At 67.7% G+C, this 17,199-nt stretch carries 14 protein-coding genes and 1 pseudogene; 9 read left to right on the forward strand and 6 right to left on the reverse strand.

Going from position 1 to position 17,199, the window contains the following annotated elements; translation table 11 throughout:
* Nucleotides 1–86: 86 nt before the first annotated feature.
* From ACYVD7_RS05425 to ACYVD7_RS05445, 5 genes and pseudogenes are all read left to right on the forward strand, one after another.
* A pseudogene (locus ACYVD7_RS05425) lies at nt 87–2,405 on the forward strand (MMPL family transporter); the annotation flags it as partial.
* A 110-nt stretch (nt 2,406–2,515) separates the two neighbouring features.
* Entirely contained in the window at nt 2,516–2,953 is a 438-nt protein-coding gene (locus ACYVD7_RS05430; RefSeq protein ID WP_460760087.1) for a phosphotransferase, read from the forward strand.
* A gap of 5 nt (nt 2,954–2,958) precedes the next feature.
* Nucleotides 2,959–3,702: a 3-oxoacyl-ACP reductase FabG gene (gene fabG, locus ACYVD7_RS05435; RefSeq protein ID WP_460760224.1), complete on the forward strand. Its 744-nt coding sequence runs from the start codon at nt 2,959–2,961 to the stop codon at nt 3,700–3,702.
* A 96-nt stretch (nt 3,703–3,798) separates the two neighbouring features.
* A complete protein-coding gene (locus ACYVD7_RS05440) occupies nt 3,799–4,416 on the forward strand; it encodes a hypothetical protein (protein WP_460760090.1) in 618 nt (205 codons plus the stop codon).
* Between the two features lie 122 nt (nt 4,417–4,538).
* On the forward strand, nt 4,539–4,952 hold the full coding sequence (locus tag ACYVD7_RS05445; protein ID WP_460760093.1) for a hypothetical protein: 414 nt from the start codon (nt 4,539–4,541) through the stop codon (nt 4,950–4,952).
* Here the strand turns inward: ACYVD7_RS05445 and ACYVD7_RS05450 are convergent.
* The 4 genes from ACYVD7_RS05450 to ACYVD7_RS05465 form a co-directional block, all read right to left on the reverse strand.
* The gene (locus ACYVD7_RS05450) at nt 4,939–6,192 is read right to left on the reverse strand and encodes a cation:proton antiporter (protein WP_460760096.1); all 1,254 of its coding nucleotides are present in this window, start codon (nt 6,190–6,192) and stop codon (nt 4,939–4,941) included. The two genes, ACYVD7_RS05445 and ACYVD7_RS05450, sit on opposite strands and share 14 nt — an antisense overlap.
* Nucleotides 6,193–6,394: 202 nt before the next feature.
* On the reverse strand, nt 6,395–7,201 hold the full coding sequence (locus tag ACYVD7_RS05455) for a glycosyltransferase family 2 protein (protein WP_460760099.1): 807 nt from the start codon (nt 7,199–7,201) through the stop codon (nt 6,395–6,397).
* A 21-nt stretch (nt 7,202–7,222) separates the two neighbouring features.
* On the reverse strand, nt 7,223–7,999 hold the full coding sequence (locus ACYVD7_RS05460) for a beta-ketoacyl synthase chain length factor (protein WP_460760227.1): 777 nt from the start codon (nt 7,997–7,999) through the stop codon (nt 7,223–7,225).
* Nucleotides 7,999–9,204, reverse strand: coding sequence for a beta-ketoacyl-[acyl-carrier-protein] synthase family protein (locus ACYVD7_RS05465; protein WP_460760230.1), 1,206 nt, complete (start codon nt 9,202–9,204; stop codon nt 7,999–8,001). Before ACYVD7_RS05465 ends, ACYVD7_RS05460 begins: the two co-directional genes overlap by 1 nt.
* Before the next feature lie 234 nt (nt 9,205–9,438).
* On the opposite strand from ACYVD7_RS05465, the gene ACYVD7_RS05470 reads away from it, so the two are divergent.
* On the forward strand, nt 9,439–9,846 hold the full coding sequence (locus ACYVD7_RS05470) for a hypothetical protein (RefSeq protein WP_460760102.1): 408 nt from the start codon (nt 9,439–9,441) through the stop codon (nt 9,844–9,846).
* Nucleotides 9,847–9,902: 56 nt separating this feature from the next.
* Nucleotides 9,903–10,589 (forward strand): YdcF family protein, encoded by a 687-nt coding sequence (locus ACYVD7_RS05475; RefSeq protein WP_460760104.1) that lies wholly within the window; start codon nt 9,903–9,905, stop codon nt 10,587–10,589.
* Nucleotides 10,590–10,797: 208 nt separating this feature from the next.
* Here ACYVD7_RS05475 and ACYVD7_RS05480 read toward each other — a convergent pair whose 3' ends face one another.
* Together ACYVD7_RS05480 and ACYVD7_RS05485 are read right to left on the reverse strand one after the other, a co-directional pair.
* The gene (locus ACYVD7_RS05480) at nt 10,798–12,594 is read right to left on the reverse strand and encodes a DUF885 domain-containing protein (protein ID WP_460760107.1); all 1,797 of its coding nucleotides are present in this window, start codon (nt 12,592–12,594) and stop codon (nt 10,798–10,800) included.
* A 126-nt stretch (nt 12,595–12,720) separates the two neighbouring features.
* Complete coding sequence (locus ACYVD7_RS05485) at nt 12,721–14,946, reverse strand: S9 family peptidase (RefSeq protein ID WP_460760233.1); 2,226 nt, start codon at nt 14,944–14,946, stop codon at nt 12,721–12,723.
* A gap of 232 nt (nt 14,947–15,178) precedes the next feature.
* On the opposite strand from ACYVD7_RS05485, the gene ACYVD7_RS05490 reads away from it, so the two are divergent.
* Together ACYVD7_RS05490 and ACYVD7_RS05495 are read left to right on the forward strand one after the other, a co-directional pair.
* Entirely contained in the window at nt 15,179–16,234 is a 1,056-nt protein-coding gene (locus ACYVD7_RS05490) for a saccharopine dehydrogenase family protein (protein WP_460760109.1), read from the forward strand.
* Between the two features lie 284 nt (nt 16,235–16,518).
* Nucleotides 16,519–17,166, forward strand: coding sequence for a TIGR00645 family protein (locus tag ACYVD7_RS05495; RefSeq protein ID WP_460760112.1), 648 nt, complete (start codon nt 16,519–16,521; stop codon nt 17,164–17,166).
* The last annotated feature ends 33 nt before the right edge of the window (nt 17,167–17,199 follow it).

Consider the following 17,199-nt stretch of genomic DNA (forward strand, 5'->3'; position numbering starts at 1 on the left):
GACGTCACCGCACACACCGGAATCAATGATGCCGCGCGGGCGGCCGACCATTCTCGGCGCCTGGCCTTCCCATCATGAGTAACGCAATGCGCTTCCCATCGACGCCGAACCAGCGTGTCGCACTCGCGCTGCTGTGGCTGGTGCTGCTTGCGCTGGGCGGCTGGGCGATCTCGCGCCACCTGGCGTTGTCGGGCGACCTGCGCAAGTTCATGCCGGCCGCACGCACGCCGGCACAGAAGCTGCTGATCGACGAACTCGGTGAAGGCCCGGGCTCGCGCCTGCTGCTGGTCGCGCTTTCAGGCGACAAGGCGGAAACGCTGGCCGCGCAATCGATGGCGCTGCACGACGCGCTGGCGACGCAGGACACCTTCAAGCTGGTTGCCAACGGCGGACAGACCGGACTGGATGCGTTTCCCGAACGCCTGCGTCCGTACCGTTACCTGCTCTCGTCCACGCTCGATACGCAGCCCTTTGACCGCGCCTTCCTCGCCGACGAACTGGCGCAGCGCGAACAGGACTTGGGCTCGCCGGCGTCGGGTCTGATCGAGCCGCTGCTGCCGAACGATCCGACGCTGGAAACGCTGAAGCTGGCGGAAGCCTGGCAGCCGGCCAATGCGCCGCAGCGCCTGCACGGCGTGTGGTTCGACGCGAAGGGACACGAGGCATTGCTCGCGGTGGAGACGCGTGCAGCGGGTTTCGATCCCACCGGGCAACAGGCGGCGGTGTCCGCGATCAGTGATGCCTTCGCGCAGGCGCATGGCAACAGCAGCAGTCGACTGACGATCAGCGGGCCCGGCGCGTTCTCCGTCGAGATCGGCGGTCGCACCGCGCGTGAAGCGGGATGGATCGGCACCATCGACTCGATCATCTTCGTGCTGCTGCTGTGGCTGGCGTATCGCAGCTGGAAGGCGCCACTGCTGGGCGGCCTGCCGCTGGCCAGCGGCGGACTGGCGGGACTGGCCGCGGTGACGTTGCTGTTCGATGGCGTGCACGGAATCACTGTTGCGTTCGGCTTCACCCTGATCGGCGTCGCGCAGGACTATCCGATCCATCTGTTCTCTCACCAGCGCGCGGGGCTGTCGCCGTGGGCGAGCGCGCGTGCGTTGTGGCCGACGCTGGGGACCGGTGTGGCCTCCACCTGCATCGCCTACTTCACCTTCATGGTGTCCGGCGTCGAAGGTTTGAAGCAGCTGGCGGTATTCACCGTCTTTGGTCTCGGCGTGGCCGCACTATCGACGCGATTCCTGCTGCCCGGCCTGATCGATCCGGCGCCACGCGATGCCGCCGATTCGGCGCGTCTGGCGCGTTGGTGGCAGGTGCTGTCGCGATGGCCGCGGTTGAATGCAATCGCTTACGTCGTGGTTGCCGCACTCGGCATAGCAGTCGCGGCCTGGGCGCCGGGTGCGTTCTGGCAGAACGATCTCTCGCGCCTCACGCCCGTGCCCGCACCCGCGCTGGCGCGCGACGCGCAACTGCGCACCGAGCTCGGCGCGCCCGACGTGCGCTACGTGATCGCGCTGCAAGGTCGCGATGCGCAGTCGGTCCTTGCCGCGTCGGAAAAGCTGCAGCCGGCGCTGCGGCAGTTGCGCGATGCGGGGGTGCTGGAAGGCTTCGACCTCGCCGCGCGCTATCTGCCAAGTATCGCAACGCAGCAAGCGCGACAGCAGCGGTTGCCGGACGAGAAGGCACTGCGGCGCGCGTTCAATGCCGCGGTCGCGGCCAGTCCGTTCGAAGCCGATGCGTTCGACGGTTTCCTCATCGATGTCGCCACCGCGAAATCCGCGCCACCGCTGACCCCGCGCGACCTCGAAGGCACGCCGCTGGCCGCGAGTGTCGGCGGCCTGTTGCTGGAGCGCCCGGACCACGCGACCGCGCTGGTGTCGCTCAGTGGACTGGCCGATCCCGCCGCCGTCGCGCGCGTGGCCGCACGCCATGGCGCGCAGCTGCTCGACCTGAAGCAGGCGTCGGAATCGCTGGTCGCGCAGTATCGCCAGCGCGTGCTGTGGGCGCTGGCGTTGGCCGCGCTGCTGCTGATCGCGACAGTGGGCATCGCGCTGCGCGACGTGCGCCGCGTGCTGCGCGTGCTGGCGCCGATGGCGCTCACCACGGTGCTGATCCTCGCAGTGCTGCGCGGCATCGGCGTGGAGCTCAACCTGTTCCATCTGGTCGCGCTGATCCTCGCGGCCGGGCTGGGCCTGGATTACGCGTTGTTCTTCGACCACGCCGGCGACGATCGCGACGAACAGCTGCGCACGCTGCACGCGGTGATCGTGTGCAGTCTGACCACGCTCGTTGTTTTTGCACTGCTCGGCTTGTCGTCAATCCCGGTGCTGCGCGCGATCGGCAGCACGGTGGCGCTGGGCGTGCTGTGCAATTTCGTCTTGGCGCTGCTGATCGCGCGGCAGGCGTCTGCGCCCCACGGCAAAACCGCCGACATGGCCACGGGCGATGCCGCGGCGGCGGCCCACGACAATGACAAGCCGACGCTTTCGCCTCAGGCGGAAGTCGACTCCCCATGATCGATCGCGCCGAGATCCTGCAACTGATCCCGCACCAGGGCGCGATGTGCCTGTGGGATGAAGTCATCGACTGGAATGCCACGCGGATCCACCTGCGCGCGTGGAACCACCGCGATTCCGGGCATCCGCTGCGCAGCGATGGCCAGCTGCGCGCCGTCCATCTGTGCGAATACGGTGCGCAGGCGATGGCGGTGCATGGTGGCCTGCGTGCACGCGAAGGCGGCGGCAGCGCGAAGCCGGGCGTGCTGGTGGCGCTGCGCGGCGTCGAGCTGCACGTCGGACGCATCGACAACCTCGATGGCGACCTGCACTGCGAAGCGCAGGTGCTGGTCGAAGGCGAGGACAGCCAGCAGTATTCGTTCCACATCCACCACGGCGACACGCTGCTGGCGCAGGGGCGCGCGGCGGTGATGCTGCAAGCCGAACAGGACTGATGGCTATGCAAATCCTCGACAACACCGCCCGGAAACGCGCGCTGGTCACCGGTGGCAGTGGCGACATCGGCAGCGCCATCTGCGCGCAGCTGGCGGCGCAGGGCCTGCACGTGATCGTGCACGCCAACGCCAACCTCGCGCGGGCCGATGAAGTCGTTGCGCGCATCCACACTGACGGCGGCAGCGCACAAGCCGTGGCGTTCGACGTCGCCGACGGCGATGCCGCGCGCGCCGCGATCGAACAACTGCTGCAGGACGGCGCCATCCAGGTTGTCGTCAACAACGCCGGCATCCACGACGACGCGCCCATGGCCGGCATGAGCGACGCGCAGTGGAAGCGCGTGATCGACGTGTCGCTGCACGGCTTCTTCCACGTCACCCAACCGCTGCTGCTGCCGATGGCACGCACGCGCTGGGGTCGCATCGTCAGCGTATCGAGCGTGGCTGCGGTGCTCGGAAATCGCGGCCAGACCAACTACGCCGCGGCCAAGGCGGCACTGCATGGCGCGACCAAGTCGTTGGCGCGGGAAATGGCTTCGCGCGGGATCACCGCGAATGTCGTCGCGCCCGGCGTGATTGCCGGGCGCATGGCCGAGGACGTTTTTTCGCCGGAACAGGTGAAGCAGATGGTGCCGGCGGCGCGGGCGGGGAAGCCGGAGGAAGTCGCCGCACTCGTGGGATTCCTGTGTTCCGACAGCGCCGGCTATGTCAACGGCCAGGTGATCGGCATCGATGGCGGCATGAGCTGAAATCCCGCCGGAAAGAGCGGAAAGCGCCCCGAAATGCGGCTAGACTCCGTCCGCCCCGCCGGCAGTTCGGCGGGCATTGAAATGGGGAAAACCTGAATGTCTCGACTGCTTCGCTACGCGTTGCTGCTGCTGGTCCTGTGCGCACCGGCCGCATTTGCCAAATCCAAGATGGCCCCGGCCGCCGACCAGAATCCCAAGCCCGCCGAAGGCAAGGCGATGGTGGTGTTCCTGCGCTCCTCGTTCGTGGGCAGCCTGATCGCCTCCTCCGTGTACGACGCGCCCGATTCGGGCGACACCTTCTTTGGCGTCGTGATGAGCAAGGACAAGCTCGCCGTGCAGGTGGAGCCGGGTGAACACCGCTTCATGGTGATTTCGGAAAATGCCGATTTCATGGACGCCACGCTCGAAGCCGGCAAGACCTACTACGTCCTGATCAAGCCGCGCCCCGGCGCGTGGAAGGCGCGCTTCTCGCTGATCCCGATCCACAACAAGGCGGATGCGGAGTACAACCTGCAGATGGCCGATTTCGCGAAGTGGATGGCTGCGACCACCTACACCGAGAAGACGCCGGACGCCGAAGCCTGGTACACGGAAAACAAGGCCAGCATCGACGAAAAGAAGACGGGCTACCTCGTTAAGTGGAACAAGATGGCGCCCGAAGACCGCGCCGTGCTGGTGCTGCACCCGGAAGACGGCGTCGTCGCCACGCCGTAAGGCTGAACGACCGCTCGTTCGCCCACGAAGCGCCCCTTAGCGGGCGCTTCGTCGTTCCGGATGGACGGAAGGCGCGAAACAGGCGCAACATCCGCGAAGAAACAACCGGCCGAGGTCTCCCAATGCGCGCACACATTGTCCTCGCGACTTCCGTCGCCATCGCACTCGCCGGCTGCGCCAGCGTCCACCACGTCATGCTTGCCCCGCCGCGCCCAGCCATTGCCGAGCAGCAGGTGAAGGTCTACCAGGTGCCGCCGAAGCGGTATGAGGAAATCGCGCGGCTGGATGCCACCAGCGCGGTTGGCTTCGGCACGCAGGGCCAGACCAATGCCGCCATCAACCGCCTCGCCCGTGAAGCGGCCAAGCTCGGCGCCAATGGCGTCCTGCTGCTGGGCGTGGATACGGTGGGCTCGCCGGTGAACCTGGGCGTGGGCGGCGGCACCTACGGCCGCCACGTGGGGGCATCGGTCGGCATGGGTATTCCGACCTCGCAGCGTCGCGCCGACGGCATCGCCATCTACGTCATCGAGGAATGACGACATCCTCGACCGCGGGCTGGGTGGTCCGACGGCCGGAGAACAGCGTCAGCAGCGGTCCGGTCATCACCGTGGTCAGCAGCGCCATCAACAACAGCATGGTGAACAGGTCCGGTCCGATCACGCCGGCATCCAGGCCCAGCTTGAGCACGATCAGTTCCATCATCCCGCGTGAATTCATCAGCGCGCCGACGGCAAGGCTGTCGCGCCAGTTCTGACCGGCCAGGCGCGCACCGGCCGCGCCGCCCAACAGCTTGCCGCCGATCGCCGCCAGCAGGATCAACGCCAGCGCGCCCATGCCGGCGGTGCTGAATGCATCGGGGGTGGTGTTGAGGCCGGCGAGGGCGAAGAACACCGGCATCAGCACGATCACCGCCAGGTGTTCGACGCGCTCGATCAGCGTGTGCAGCAGGCGGTCGTCGCGCGGCAGGCAGGTGCCGAACAGGAAGGCGCCGAACACCGCGTGCAGCTGCAGCCACTCGGTCGCCGCCGCGCAGGCCAGCATCGTGATCATCAACGCCGCCAGCACCATGCCGGACGGCTGTCCGTCGTGGGCGTGCCGGGCGAGCAGGCGCGCGAACAGCGGGCGCAGCACGCCGAACACCACGACGACCATCGCCACCAGGCCGGCAAACGCGCGGGCAAAGCCGCCCCATCCGCCCTTGGCGGCGAGCAGGGTCATCACCAGCGCGAGCAGGATCCAGGCCATCACGTCCGCGATCGCGGCCGAGCTCAGCGACAGCTGCCCTATCGGCGTGCGCGTCATGCCGCGCTCCTTGAGGATGCGCGCCATGACCGGAAACGCGGTGATGGCCAGTGCGGCGGCCATGAACAAGGCGAACGGCCAGAACGCGATGCCGGGCGGAACCAGCTGCGGATACAGCACTGGTGCGATCGCCAGGCCGAGGCCCATCGGCAGCAGCACGCTGAGCACGCCGACCGCGCCAGCCGCCTTCAGCTGCGCACGGATGCCGCCGGGGGCGCGCAGTTCGACGCCGACGATGAACATGAACAACACCAGCCCCAGCGTCGACAGCGACGACAACGCAGGCAGCGACTGCTTCGCGAACAGTTCGGCATGGAAGTCCGGGAACAGGGCCCCGAACACGATCGGCCCGAGCACCAGGCCCGCGGCCATCTCGCCGATCACCGGCGGCTGGCCCAGATAGCGCAGCAGCAGCCCGCACGCGCGCGCGGTCGCGAGGATGATGACGAGTTGCAGCAGCAGGACGTGGGACATGGGCGTGATGTCGTATGGCTGACGGGTGTCGCGCGGGCGACTTGTAGAGCGGAGCAGAGCTCCGCTCTACGCGATGGATGCTTGGTGCGGTGCCAGGAGCCTCTTCCCTGTCATCCCGAGCGCAGCGAGGGACCTGCTTTTAGCGGAGAAACAGCAGATCCCTCGCTGCGCTCGGGACGACAATGACGCGGTCGAACCATCCCTAGGTCGCCACGTCGCGTGCCGGTACGGAAGCGAACTCCCCGGTGGGATCGAAGATCACGGGCGGGTTGGCGCGCGTGGCGCGGTATTCGCGCACCACGCTGCCGTAGCTCCACACCTGCTTCACCACGTGCGAGGTGATGCGGTAGAGGTCGTGCAGCGGGCGGAAGTGGCTCTTGCGGAACTGCGGGCCGTCGGCCTGTGTGCCCTGGTAGCGCGATTCGATCGGCACCGATACGCAGCGCACGCCCAGTTGGCGCGCCGCGCTGATCAGGATCTGCGCTTCGAAGACGAAATCCTCGCCCGGTACGTCGCCTAGCGCTGCCACGCTGGCCGGATAGAAACGCTGGCCGCTCTGCGTGTCGGCGATGAGGAAACCGCAACCCCATGCGATGCCCCAGTCGCCGAACTCGTTGGCCAGGCGGCGGTAGCCCGGCTGCGAAGCGCGCTTGCGCAGCCGGGCGCCGATGACGATGTGGTCGGGGTAGTGGTTCGCCGCATCGAGCAGGCGCGGAATGTCGGCGGCGTCGTGCTGGCCGTCGCCGTCCATGGTGATGACGCCGCGCGCGCCGCGACGCAGCGCTTCGGCAAAGCCGTCGCGCAGGCCGGCGCCCTTGCCCATGCGCGTGGCGTGGCGCAGCACGGTGACGGGCAGGTCGGCGATGGCCTCGCCGGTGCCGTCGTCGGAGCCGTCGTCAATTACGATCACGTTCGGGCAAGCGCGCAGCGCGCCCTCGACGACGCCGCGGATGCGCAGCGCCTCGTTGAGCGCGGGAATGACGATGTAGATGTCGTTGCGATTGATCATGCAGTCGTACGGGAGGCGTCGTCAGGAGGTGATGCGGATGTCGAGCACGCGTCCGGGCCCGGCGTGGATCCGTGCCTGCCCGTGTCCGCTGGCAAGCGCGTCGAACAGCGGCAGCATCGGCGCCATCGCGTTGCCGGCGGCGCGATGGCCCAGCGCACCGTCGTTGTTTTCCGGCGTGCCATCGGCGAACTCGAACTGCAGCGACGTCGCGCCTTCGCGCGCGTGGCGCGACAGCACCAGCGCTGCGCCCAGCAGGCCTTCACTGCGCGATACCACGGCGAGCGGGCCGGCGGACGTACTGTCGTAGGCGACCAGCAGCACGGCGTCGGCGCCACTGTCGAGTTGCGTGACCGCTTCGACCAGGCCCATCGCGAAAGTCGCATCGAATGCGCTCATCGCCGTAGCCGGCTGCATCGCGCCGGCGCCGATCGTCCAGTAACCTGCCGCCGCGTTGTGCACGGAGTTGTGGAAGCGCGTGGGCGAAATCGCCCGCGGCTCGGCGGCGAGCGTCGCACACATGTAGTCGGTGATGGCCAGGTCGCCGTGCATGGACGCGAACACCGATGGCAGCGTGTGCGGGTCGCGGCCGGCGGCTGCGCACGCAGCGAGCGCGACGTCCAGCGCCACGGCGACTGTCTCCGGTGCGCGGCGCCGTTCGTTGGGAGCAAGCAGCTGCGGCGAGGGACGCGCGGGGGCTTCCTCCGGCAGTGTGCCACCCCGTGCGAACGCACGTGCGGTGTCCCAGTTGGGCAGGCCCGCGGTCCAGAAACCGATGCCCTCGATGACGGCGTGCAGCATCATCGCGGACCCGCCTTGCCGAACACCAGCGAGCAGTTGTTGCCGCCGAAGCCGAACGAATTGTTCATCGCATGGCGGATGTCGCGTTGCGCATTGGCGAACCGGATCTGCGCGCCGCAGGCATCGTCCGGCGTGGTGCTGTTGAGGATGCCCGGCAGCTCGCCGTGTTCAAGCGCCAGCAGCGCGAACACCGACTCGACGATGCCGGCCGCGCCGAGCGTGTGGCCCGTCCAGCCCTTGGTCGAGCTGGCGTGCAGCGAATCAGGGAACAGCGCCGACACCGCCAGCGCTTCCACCGAGTCGTTTGCTGGCGTGGCGGTGCCATGCAGGTTCAGGTAGCCGACCGCATCGGGCGCGATGTCCGCGCGCGCCAGCGCATCGCGCATCGCCAGTTGCGCGCCCAGTCCCTGCGGATGCGGCGTGGACATGTGGTGGGCATCGCTGGACTCGCCATAGCCTTGCAGCTGCAGGCCGCCGGTTTCGCCCGGCGCCACGCGCTCCAGTACCGCATAACCGCCAGCTTCGCCCAGCGATAGGCCGTTGCGGTCGGCATCGAACGGGCGGCACGGTTGCGCGGATACCAGTTGCAGCGAATTGAAGCCGAACAGCACGCTGCCGCACAGCGTATCGATGCCGCCAACCAGCGCGGCATCGCACAGGTTGGACGCGATCAGCCGCGCGGCCTGCGCGAATACCTTGGCGCTGGACGAACACGCCGTCGCCACCGTCACGCACGGGCCGCGCAGGCCGGTTGCCAGCTGCACGAAGCCGCCGAGCGAGTGTGGGCTGTGCACGTTGGGGCGGTCGAGGTCGGCCGGAAAGGCGCCGTTTTCCAGGCGCGCGTAGGCCTCTTCGGTCGCGGCGATGCTGGAGGTGGAGGTGCCGATCACCACGGCCACGCGGTCGGCGCCGTGGCGTGCGACGACGTCGGCCAGCGCCTCGCGCACGCCATCGTGCTGCAGGGCGATCCAGGCGAGGCGGTTGTTGCGGCACTCCCAGCGTTCGAATCCGGCCGGCAGCGGCTCGTCCTCGATGCCGTCGACGCGGCCGATCCAGCATTCCAGCGCCTCCTGGCCGGGCGCCAGCACCGGGAAATCGTTGGGCCGCAGCCCGCCGCGGCGCTCGCGCAGGGCTTGCGCCTGGGCGGCACTGCCTCGGCCGAGCGCGGTAGTGGCGGTGTAGGCCCGGATGGCCACCGGCGCCATCGGCGCGGGGCGGATTTGTGACGACATCGGTGACAAGCGGACTTCCCGGGCTTTTGTTGGCGAATCTGGCAGCCGCGGGAGTATAGCCAGCCGCCCGCAGGCCCATGCGAAGGGCGGCAGGATCGCGCGGCAAGGCCGCATCGCCGATGCCAAAGTGCGCGCCGGGACGTATCCTTTGCGGCCCGCGGCGGGGACGCGCGCGGATTGCCAACCAGACGATCAAGGGGAAAAACGATGCGCTTTCTGTCCATGCTGTTCGCGGGTCTGTCGCTGTTCGCATTCGCCGGGGGCGTCCAGGCCCGAGTCCAGCCGCTGACCGATCCGGCGCCGGTCTCGATCCCGTCCGGTGTCGACCAGGCCAAGGTGGTCAAGGACATCAAGCGCGCCCTGATGGGCCGCGGCTGGGAAGTGACCGCCGAGAACCCGGGCGAGATCGACTCCACCCTGCACCTGCGCGACCACGTGGCCCGCATCAAGATCACTTACGACGAAAAGCAGGTGAAGTTCGCCTATGTGGACAGCGCCAACCTCGACTATCGCGAGAAGAAGGGCGTGCGCTACATCCACGGCAACTACCTGGGCTGGATCAACTACCTCACCACCGACCTGGCGACCAACTTCACGCTGACGGCTGGCGAATAAGTCCTGCGGCCGCGGCGTCAGTCGATGCCGCGGCTTCGTTCGCAGATATTCCGTTGATGGGCACGCGCACCTCCCACCGGGTTTCCCTGGCGCTGGACCGCGACGTGCTGCGCGCCGGCGTGGTCGCACTGTCGGCCTGCGTGCTCAGCGCCGGCCTGGTGTACGTGGGTTACGTGGTCCACGTGTGGCGAGTGGCGCGACGTGCGCCGTGCGAGCCAGCGCAGGGCGAATGCGTGTTGCTGTTCGGCAAGAACGCGCCGGGTGGGCGCATCGATGGCGATTTCGCCGCGCGCCTGGATCGCGCCGTGCTGTTGTGGCGCGGTGCCCATCCGCCGGATCGGCTGGTGCTGCTGGGCGGCGGCGCGCGCGATGAGCGCAGCGAGGCCGAGATCGCGCGCGACGGCCTGCATGCGCGCGGCCTGGCCGGCGACGTGTCGCTGCAGCTGGAATCGCAGTCGCGCGACACCCTGCAGAACCTGCGCAACGCCCGCCTGCTGCTGGGCGATGCCGCGCGCCCGCGGGTCACGCTGCTAAGCAATCGTTATCACCTCGCGCGTTGCGCGCTATTCGCCCGGCAGCTGGGTTTCGACTGGGAATTGTGTGCAGCCGAACCGCGCCTGTCGCTGCGACCACAGACGCTGTGGCGCATCGCCGGCGAAGCGGCCTATGTGTGCTGGATCGACGTGGGCACGCGCTGGGCGCGGCTGACCGGCAATCGCCGGATGCTCGAACGGGTGACGTAGGGCGGGCCTTGGCCCGCCGTTGAACGTCGGCAAGAAATCATCGCTTCAACGCGCAGCAACGGTGAGCGGTTGATGTCGATCCGTGTTGCTGCCGTGCGGTGCCCGATTTCCGCCGCGCATGGCGGGTGTGGCGGGTCGAGACCCGCCCTACCGTTTCGCTGCAACGCAGTGAAACGCTGCGCCACGGCTACGCTCCGAGCGTTCGCGATTACTTCGCCATCTGCGCCGGCACGAACTCCTCGCGTACCGCCTTGGCCAACAGCGCCGGCGGCAGCATGCCCTGGTCGAGCAGGAAGTCGTTGAAGGCCTTGCGGTTGAACCTGTCGCCCAGCGCGATCTCGGTTTCCGCACGCAGCTGCATGATCCGCGAGTAGCCGTAGAAGTAGCTGCCGGCCTGGCCGGGCGCGCGCACCGAGTAGCGGTCGACTTCCTGCCGCGCCATCGCCTTGGAATAACCGACCTGTTCGGTCAGCACCTTGAATGCGGTGTCGCGGTCGGTCAGGCCAAGGTTGATCATCGGGTCGAGCATCGCGCGCGCCGCGCGCAGCAGGCGGAACTGCAGTGCGATCAGCTGCCCTTCCAGTGGTTCGTAGGGAACCATCTCGGCTTCGGCATACAGCGCCCAGCCTTCGACGTTCACCGAGTTGAACGCATACAGCGTCCGCGCCAGCGACACGCCGCGCTCGACCATCGCGGTGAATTGCAGTTCGTGGCCGGGACGGCCTTCGTGTGCGGTCAACGTCCACGCGCCCGCGGGGAAGTTGAAGTCGTCGTACGGACCGTCGGCGCCGGCGTTGGGATTGCCAAGCGGCAGCACGAAGGTGCCCTGCTGGCCCGTGTTGCCCACCAGCGGCGCGGGCAGGAAGTGCGGCGCCGGTTGCGCGGCGCTCTCCGCGGCCGTGCCCAGGCGCATCTGCATCGGCCGTTGCGGCAACGACACGACCGCATTCCTGGCGATCAGGCGGTCGAGTTCGGGCATCACCACGTTGCGATAGTGCGGTTCGATCTCCTCGTTCTTCAGCTGCGGCTGCTTGAGCTCGCGAATCACATCGACGTAGTTGGTCGACTTGAGGCCTTTTTCCTTCGCCACCAGTGGCGCCAGCTGCTGCATGGCGTTGCGGGTTTCCATGAACTCCAGCTGTGCGCGTTCGATCAGCGTGCGCGGGGCGATGTCGATGCCGACGCCCTTCAGCTGCAGGGCATAGAGTTCATCGGGCAGCTTGTAGTCGGTGCGTGCGGTCGGCAGCACCGTCGTCTTCGACCAGGTCGCGTATCCATCCAGCTGCTTGTCGAGCGCATCGAGCGACGCGGCCGCTTCGCCATCCAGCTTGTACTTCGCGAACAGCTCGCGGATGCCCTGCTGGTAGGTCTTCATGTTGTCGATCGACTGCTGTACCTCGATCTGCGTGGGCTGCACCAGGCCCTTCTCGCCGCGTTCGTCGTAACGCTGGCGTGCCAGCGTCGCCAGCGGCGTGGTGCCGGCGGCGAGACCGACATAGCGCTGCAACCGCTGCACCGCCTTCGCGCGGCGATCGGCCGGCGTCTGGTCGGACAGCAGCGACTGCACGCCCTGGAACACGGTTTGGCCGACGTCCAGCCACGGCCGCGTCAGGCGCTCGTTGACTGCGCTGGCCTCGATCGCGTCGTCGGCGGCGTGCAGCAGGATGGCGACGTCCTGTTTCACGTTCGCGTTGGTCTCGCTGGCGGCCTTGGCGACGAGGGCGGCCTTGGCCTTGGCAGTCGCATCACGGAAACGCTTGCCGTAGCCCGGGCCATAGTCGAACACCTGGTCGTCGAAGCCCGGAATGCCGAAGAACGACACCTGCTCCGGCTGGAACGGGGCCTGCGCGAGGATCAGGACCTGCGTGTATTCGTTGCTCTTGGCGACCCACGCCGGCGGCGCGACTGGCTTGCCGGCCGTGGGCGTGTCCGCCGCGCCCTGCGCGATTGCGGCGGTCGGCGCGATCAGCGCCAGGGAGATCGCAAGGACGAGCGGCTTGAACATGGCGAGTCACCGGTGGGAAGTCGGCGCAGCATGGGGCCCGCGGGAGGGCGGGGCCATGCGCCGAAGGTCACGGGAGCGGAATGTCGCCGTGCAGGACGGCGCCCGCTCCCGATCCGCCGCGCCGATTCACCCGCCCGGCTGCAGGCACCGATCCAGAAACGCCTCCGTAACCCGCAGCCGATGCAGCAGGTCCGCGCCCTTCAGGCCGTGCTTCGCGCCGGGATACGTCATCAGCTCGAACGGCTGGCCGCGCTTCTGCAGCGCGCTCATCAGCGCGGTGGAGTTGGAGAACAGCACGTTGTCGTCGGCCATGCCGTGGATCAGCAGCAGCTTCGACTTGAGGCCATCGATGTGCTGCAGCACGCGCGCTTCGCGATAGCCGGCGACATTGTCGGCGGGCAGGTTCATGTAGCGCTCGGTGTAGTGCGTGTCGTACAAGCCCCAGTCGGTGACGGGTGCGCCGGCAACGCCGCAGGCGTACTGGTCGGATGCCTTGGCCAGCAGCATCAGTGTCATGTAGCCGCCGTTGGACCAGCCGTGCACGCCGATGCGCTTGCCATCGACCCACGGCTGCGACTTGAGCCACTTGATGCCTTCCAGCTGGTCGGCGACTTCCACCGTGCCCTGCTTGCCGTACAGCGCGCCGCCGAATGCTTCACCGCGCCGCGGCGTGCCGCGATTGTCGAGCGAAAACACCACAAAGCCCTGCTGCGCCAGGTACTGGTTGAACCAGTGGTCGCCGCGACCGGGCCAGCTGCGCGTCACCGTCTGCGTCGCCGGGCCGCCGTAGACGTAGACGACGACGGGGTAGTGTTTCGACACGTCAAAACCGGCGGGCTTGACCAGGCTGTAGTGCAGCGTGGTCTTGCCGTCGGCCGCGGTGAGCGTGCCGAACTCCATCGGCCGCTGCGCGTCGCGGTACTTCGCGTAGGGGTGGTCCGCCTTGGTGATGTCGTTTTCCAGCAGCGTTGCCAGCAGCGTGCCGTCGTTGCGGAACAGCTGCAGCTGCGGCGGCGTGGTCGGGTCGTTCCAGTTGTCGACGTAGACGCTGGCGTTGTCGGCGAAGCGCGCATCGTGCTTGCCGTCCTGCTTCGACAGACGTTCGATGCTGCCGGTTGAACCGCCGGCGAGCGGCACGCGATACACCTGCACGTCCAGCGGCGAATCCTTGCCGGCGCTGAAATAGACGAAGCCCGCGGCCTCGTCCACCGCCAGCACGCCATCCACCGGCCAGTTGCCGGAGGTGAGCGCGGTGGCCTTGCCCTTGGCATCGATGATGTAGAGATGTTCGAAGCCGCTGCGCTGGCTGCTCCAGAGCAGGCGGCCGTCCTTGAGGAAGCGCAGGTCGTCGTGCAGCGGCACCCAGGTCTTGCTGGTTTCGGTGGCCAGCGTGCGCTGCTTGCCGTCGTCCAGGTTGGCTTCGATCAGTTCGAGCTTGTGCTGGTTGCGCGATTGCCGCTGGAAGGTCAGGTGGCGCGCATCGCGCCAGTCGACGCGGGCCAGGTAGATATCCGGATTCTTGCCCAGGTCGATCCACGCCGGCTGCGCGCCTTCCTTCGGCGCGATCGTGGCGAGCTGGATCAGTACGTTCCTGTCGCCGGCGGCCGGGTAGCGCTGCTCGACCACGTCGGTGCGGTCGGGGTAGACCTCGTAACGCTTCTGTACCGGCACCGGGGTTTCATCGATCCGCGCGAAGGCGATCGCCGAATCGTCCGGCGCCCACCAGTAGCCGGTGTGGCGGTCCATTTCCTCGTCGGCGACGAATTCCGCGACGCCGTTGCCGATGGTGTCGCTGCCGTCCTTCGTCAACTGGACCTGCTTGCCCGTGGCGAGGTCGATCACCCACAGGTTGCGCGCGCGGATGAAGCTGACGAAGCCGCCCTGCGGCGACACCTTCGGGTCGGTGGCGAAACCTTCGCCATGGGTCAGCTGGCGCACCGCGTCCTTATTGCCGGATTTGCTCAGGTCGTACAGGTACAGCTCGCCGCCCAGCGGGAACAGCAGCGACTTGCCGTCGGGTGCCCACTGGTATTCGACGATGCCGCTGAGCGCGGCGGTGCGCTGGCGTTCGCGGCGCGCCTTCTCTTCGTCGCTGAGCACTTCCTCGCCGGCGAGCACGTCATTGCTGTCGACCAGCAGTTTCGTTTCGCCGCTGGCGACATCAAACGCCCACAGGTCCAACCGGTTCTTGTTGCTGGCCTTGCCGCGCAGGAAACTCACGCGGCTGCCATCGGGCGCGATGCGCGGCTTTTCCAGGCTGGGGCCGGACAGCGGCGCGTCGCCGGCGATGGCTTCCAGCGTGAGCTTGCTCGGCGCGACGGACGGGGGCGTGGATTGGGCGTGTGCGCTCATGGCGAATGTGACGGCGGCGAGGAAAGCGGTCCAGCGCATGGGCGCATGCTCCGGGAATGGTTAGGATTCCCGATTCTAGAGTGGCTGCGACCCGTTGCTGTCATCCCGGATGGGCAGTGGGTCCGGTTTCGCGAATTGCCTTTCCTGAGTGCGCATCCAAAACCCGAAGTTCTGCCGCCATCCCCGCGAAGGCGGGGATCCAGCGACTTCAACCCGCCCACGGGAGTTTTCCATGCAGTGGATGATCTATGGCGCCAACGGCTACACCGGCCGGCTGATTGCGGCCGAAGCGGTAAAGCGCGGCCTCCAGCCCGTGCTGGCGGGGCGCAACGAGGCCGCGCTGCGCGCGATGGCCGAGGAGCTGGGACTGCGCTGGCGCCTGTTCGGGCTCGAGCTTCCCGATGCCGTGCGCGAAGGGCTGCGCGACATCGACCTGGTGCTGCATTGCGCAGGACCGTTCTCGGCAACGTGTGCGCCGATGCTCGAAGGCTGCCTGGCCGCGCGGACGCACTACCTGGACATCACCGGTGAGATCGACGTCTTCGCGCATTGCCACGCGCAGCACGCACGTGCGCAGGAAGCCGGGATAGTGGTGGCGCCGGGCGTCGGTTTCGACGTGGTGCCCAGCGATTGCCTCGCCGCGCAGCTGCATCGCGACAATCCGTGGGCGACGTCGCTGGTGCTGGGCTTCGAAGGCGGCGGCGGATTCAGTCCCGGCACGGCGAAAACCAGCGTGGAAGGCCTCGGTTACGGCGGCCGCGTGCGCGTGAATGGCGAACTCATGCGCGTGCCGCTGGCCTACAAGACCCGCACGTTCACCCGCGATGGCGTCGACCGCATGGCGATGACGATTCCGTGGGGCGACGTGTACACGGCCTACGTGAGCACCGGCATTCCCGACATCGAGGTCTACACCACCGCGTCGCCGAAAACGATCGCCGGCGTGCGACGCCTGCGCCTGCTGGGCCCGCTGTTGCGCACGAAGGTGGCGCAGCGTTTCCTCAAGGGGCGCGTGGAAGCCAGCATCAAGGGCCCGGACGAAGCCACGCGCGCCAGCACGCAGAGCCATTTCTGGGGCGAAGTGCGCGGCAACGGTCGCGCGCAGGTGCGACGCATGGTCACGCCCAACGGCTATGCGCTGACGGTGACGGCGTCATTGGGCATCGTCGACTGCTTCCTGCAGAACCCTGCACCGGCGCCGGGTTACTACACGCCCTCGCAGTTGATGGGGCCGGACTACGTGCTGGAATTGCCGGGCGTGGCCATCGAAGGGCCGCGCGACGATTGATCTCTGGCGACACGGCAGACATCGTGGGGCCTTGGCCCGCCTTCGCGTGATGCGTGAAAGCATGCTCGGGAGGCCAACACGCATGTGTTGGCGCCGGTGGATTGCACGACTTCGCATGCGTGAAAGCCGGCGGGCCAAGGCCAGCCCTACGCGTGCGAAGCATCCAACCGACTCATTCGGCAAAGGCAGCGGAGCAGAACATCGCTTTGCAGGTTCACGCGACTTGGCAGCGTCACCATCCACCGCTACCCTGCCGCTCCCCTGAAATTCCGCAGGAAACGCCGATGTCCGACGTGAGCCCCGCCATCCGCCTCAACCCGCTGCCCGCGCTGATCTTCTCGTCGCGTTGGCTGCAGCTGCCGCTGTACCTGGGGCTGATCGTCGCGCAGGGCGTGTACGTGTTCCTGTTCGGCAAGGAACTGTGGCACCTGATCCACGACACGCCGCGGCTGAGCGAGCAGGACATCATGCTGATCGTGCTCGGCCTGATCGACGTGGTGATGATCTCCAACCTGCTGATGATGGTGATCGTCGGCGGCTACGAGACCTTCGTCTCGCGCCTGCGCCTGGAAGGCCACCCCGACCAGCCCGAGTGGCTCAGCCACGTCAACGCCAGCGTGCTGAAGGTGAAGCTGGCGATGGCGATCATCGGCATCTCCTCGATCCACCTGCTCAAGAGCTTCATCGAAGTCGGCATGGTCGGCGGCCACCCGCTGTGCAGTACGCCGGCCGGCATCGAGGCGGTGAAACTGTTGCAGCCGCTGATCGACGCTGGGCAGAAGCTCAAGGCCTGCACCTCGGTCACCGCGGACGGCGTGATGTGGCAGACCATCATCCACGGCCTGTTCATCGTGTCCGCGATTGGCATTGCCTACACCGACAAGCTGATGACCGGCACGTCCAGCCGGCGCGAGAAGGAAGCGCACCACTAGCGCTGCGCGCGCCGTGCAGGCGCCGCGAGCGCG

The sequence above is a fragment of the Lysobacter fragariae genome, from assembly GCF_054779775.1.

Coding starts and splice junctions, on each gene's coding strand:
- ACYVD7_RS05430 (WP_460760087.1), top strand. CDS start 2,516: ATGATCGATCGCGCCGAGATCCTGCAACTGATCCCGCACCAGGGCGCG.
- fabG (WP_460760224.1), top strand. CDS start 2,959: ATGCAAATCCTCGACAACACCGCCCGGAAACGCGCGCTGGTCACCGGT.
- ACYVD7_RS05465 (WP_460760230.1), bottom strand. CDS start 9,204: ATGGCGCCGGTGGCCATCCGGGCCTACACCGCCACTACCGCGCTCGGC.
- ACYVD7_RS05490 (WP_460760109.1), top strand. CDS start 15,179: ATGCAGTGGATGATCTATGGCGCCAACGGCTACACCGGCCGGCTGATT.
- ACYVD7_RS05480 (WP_460760107.1), bottom strand. CDS start 12,594: ATGTTCAAGCCGCTCGTCCTTGCGATCTCCCTGGCGCTGATCGCGCCG.
- ACYVD7_RS05485 (WP_460760233.1), bottom strand. CDS start 14,946: ATGAGCGCACACGCCCAATCCACGCCCCCGTCCGTCGCGCCGAGCAAG.
- ACYVD7_RS05445 (WP_460760093.1), top strand. CDS start 4,539: ATGCGCGCACACATTGTCCTCGCGACTTCCGTCGCCATCGCACTCGCC.
- ACYVD7_RS05455 (WP_460760099.1), bottom strand. CDS start 7,201: ATGATCAATCGCAACGACATCTACATCGTCATTCCCGCGCTCAACGAG.
- ACYVD7_RS05440 (WP_460760090.1), top strand. CDS start 3,799: ATGTCTCGACTGCTTCGCTACGCGTTGCTGCTGCTGGTCCTGTGCGCA.
- ACYVD7_RS05495 (WP_460760112.1), top strand. CDS start 16,519: ATGTCCGACGTGAGCCCCGCCATCCGCCTCAACCCGCTGCCCGCGCTG.
- ACYVD7_RS05475 (WP_460760104.1), top strand. CDS start 9,903: ATGGGCACGCGCACCTCCCACCGGGTTTCCCTGGCGCTGGACCGCGAC.
- ACYVD7_RS05450 (WP_460760096.1), bottom strand. CDS start 6,192: ATGTCCCACGTCCTGCTGCTGCAACTCGTCATCATCCTCGCGACCGCG.
- ACYVD7_RS05460 (WP_460760227.1), bottom strand. CDS start 7,999: ATGCTGCACGCCGTCATCGAGGGCATCGGTTTCTGGACCGCGGGCCTG.
- ACYVD7_RS05470 (WP_460760102.1), top strand. CDS start 9,439: ATGCGCTTTCTGTCCATGCTGTTCGCGGGTCTGTCGCTGTTCGCATTC.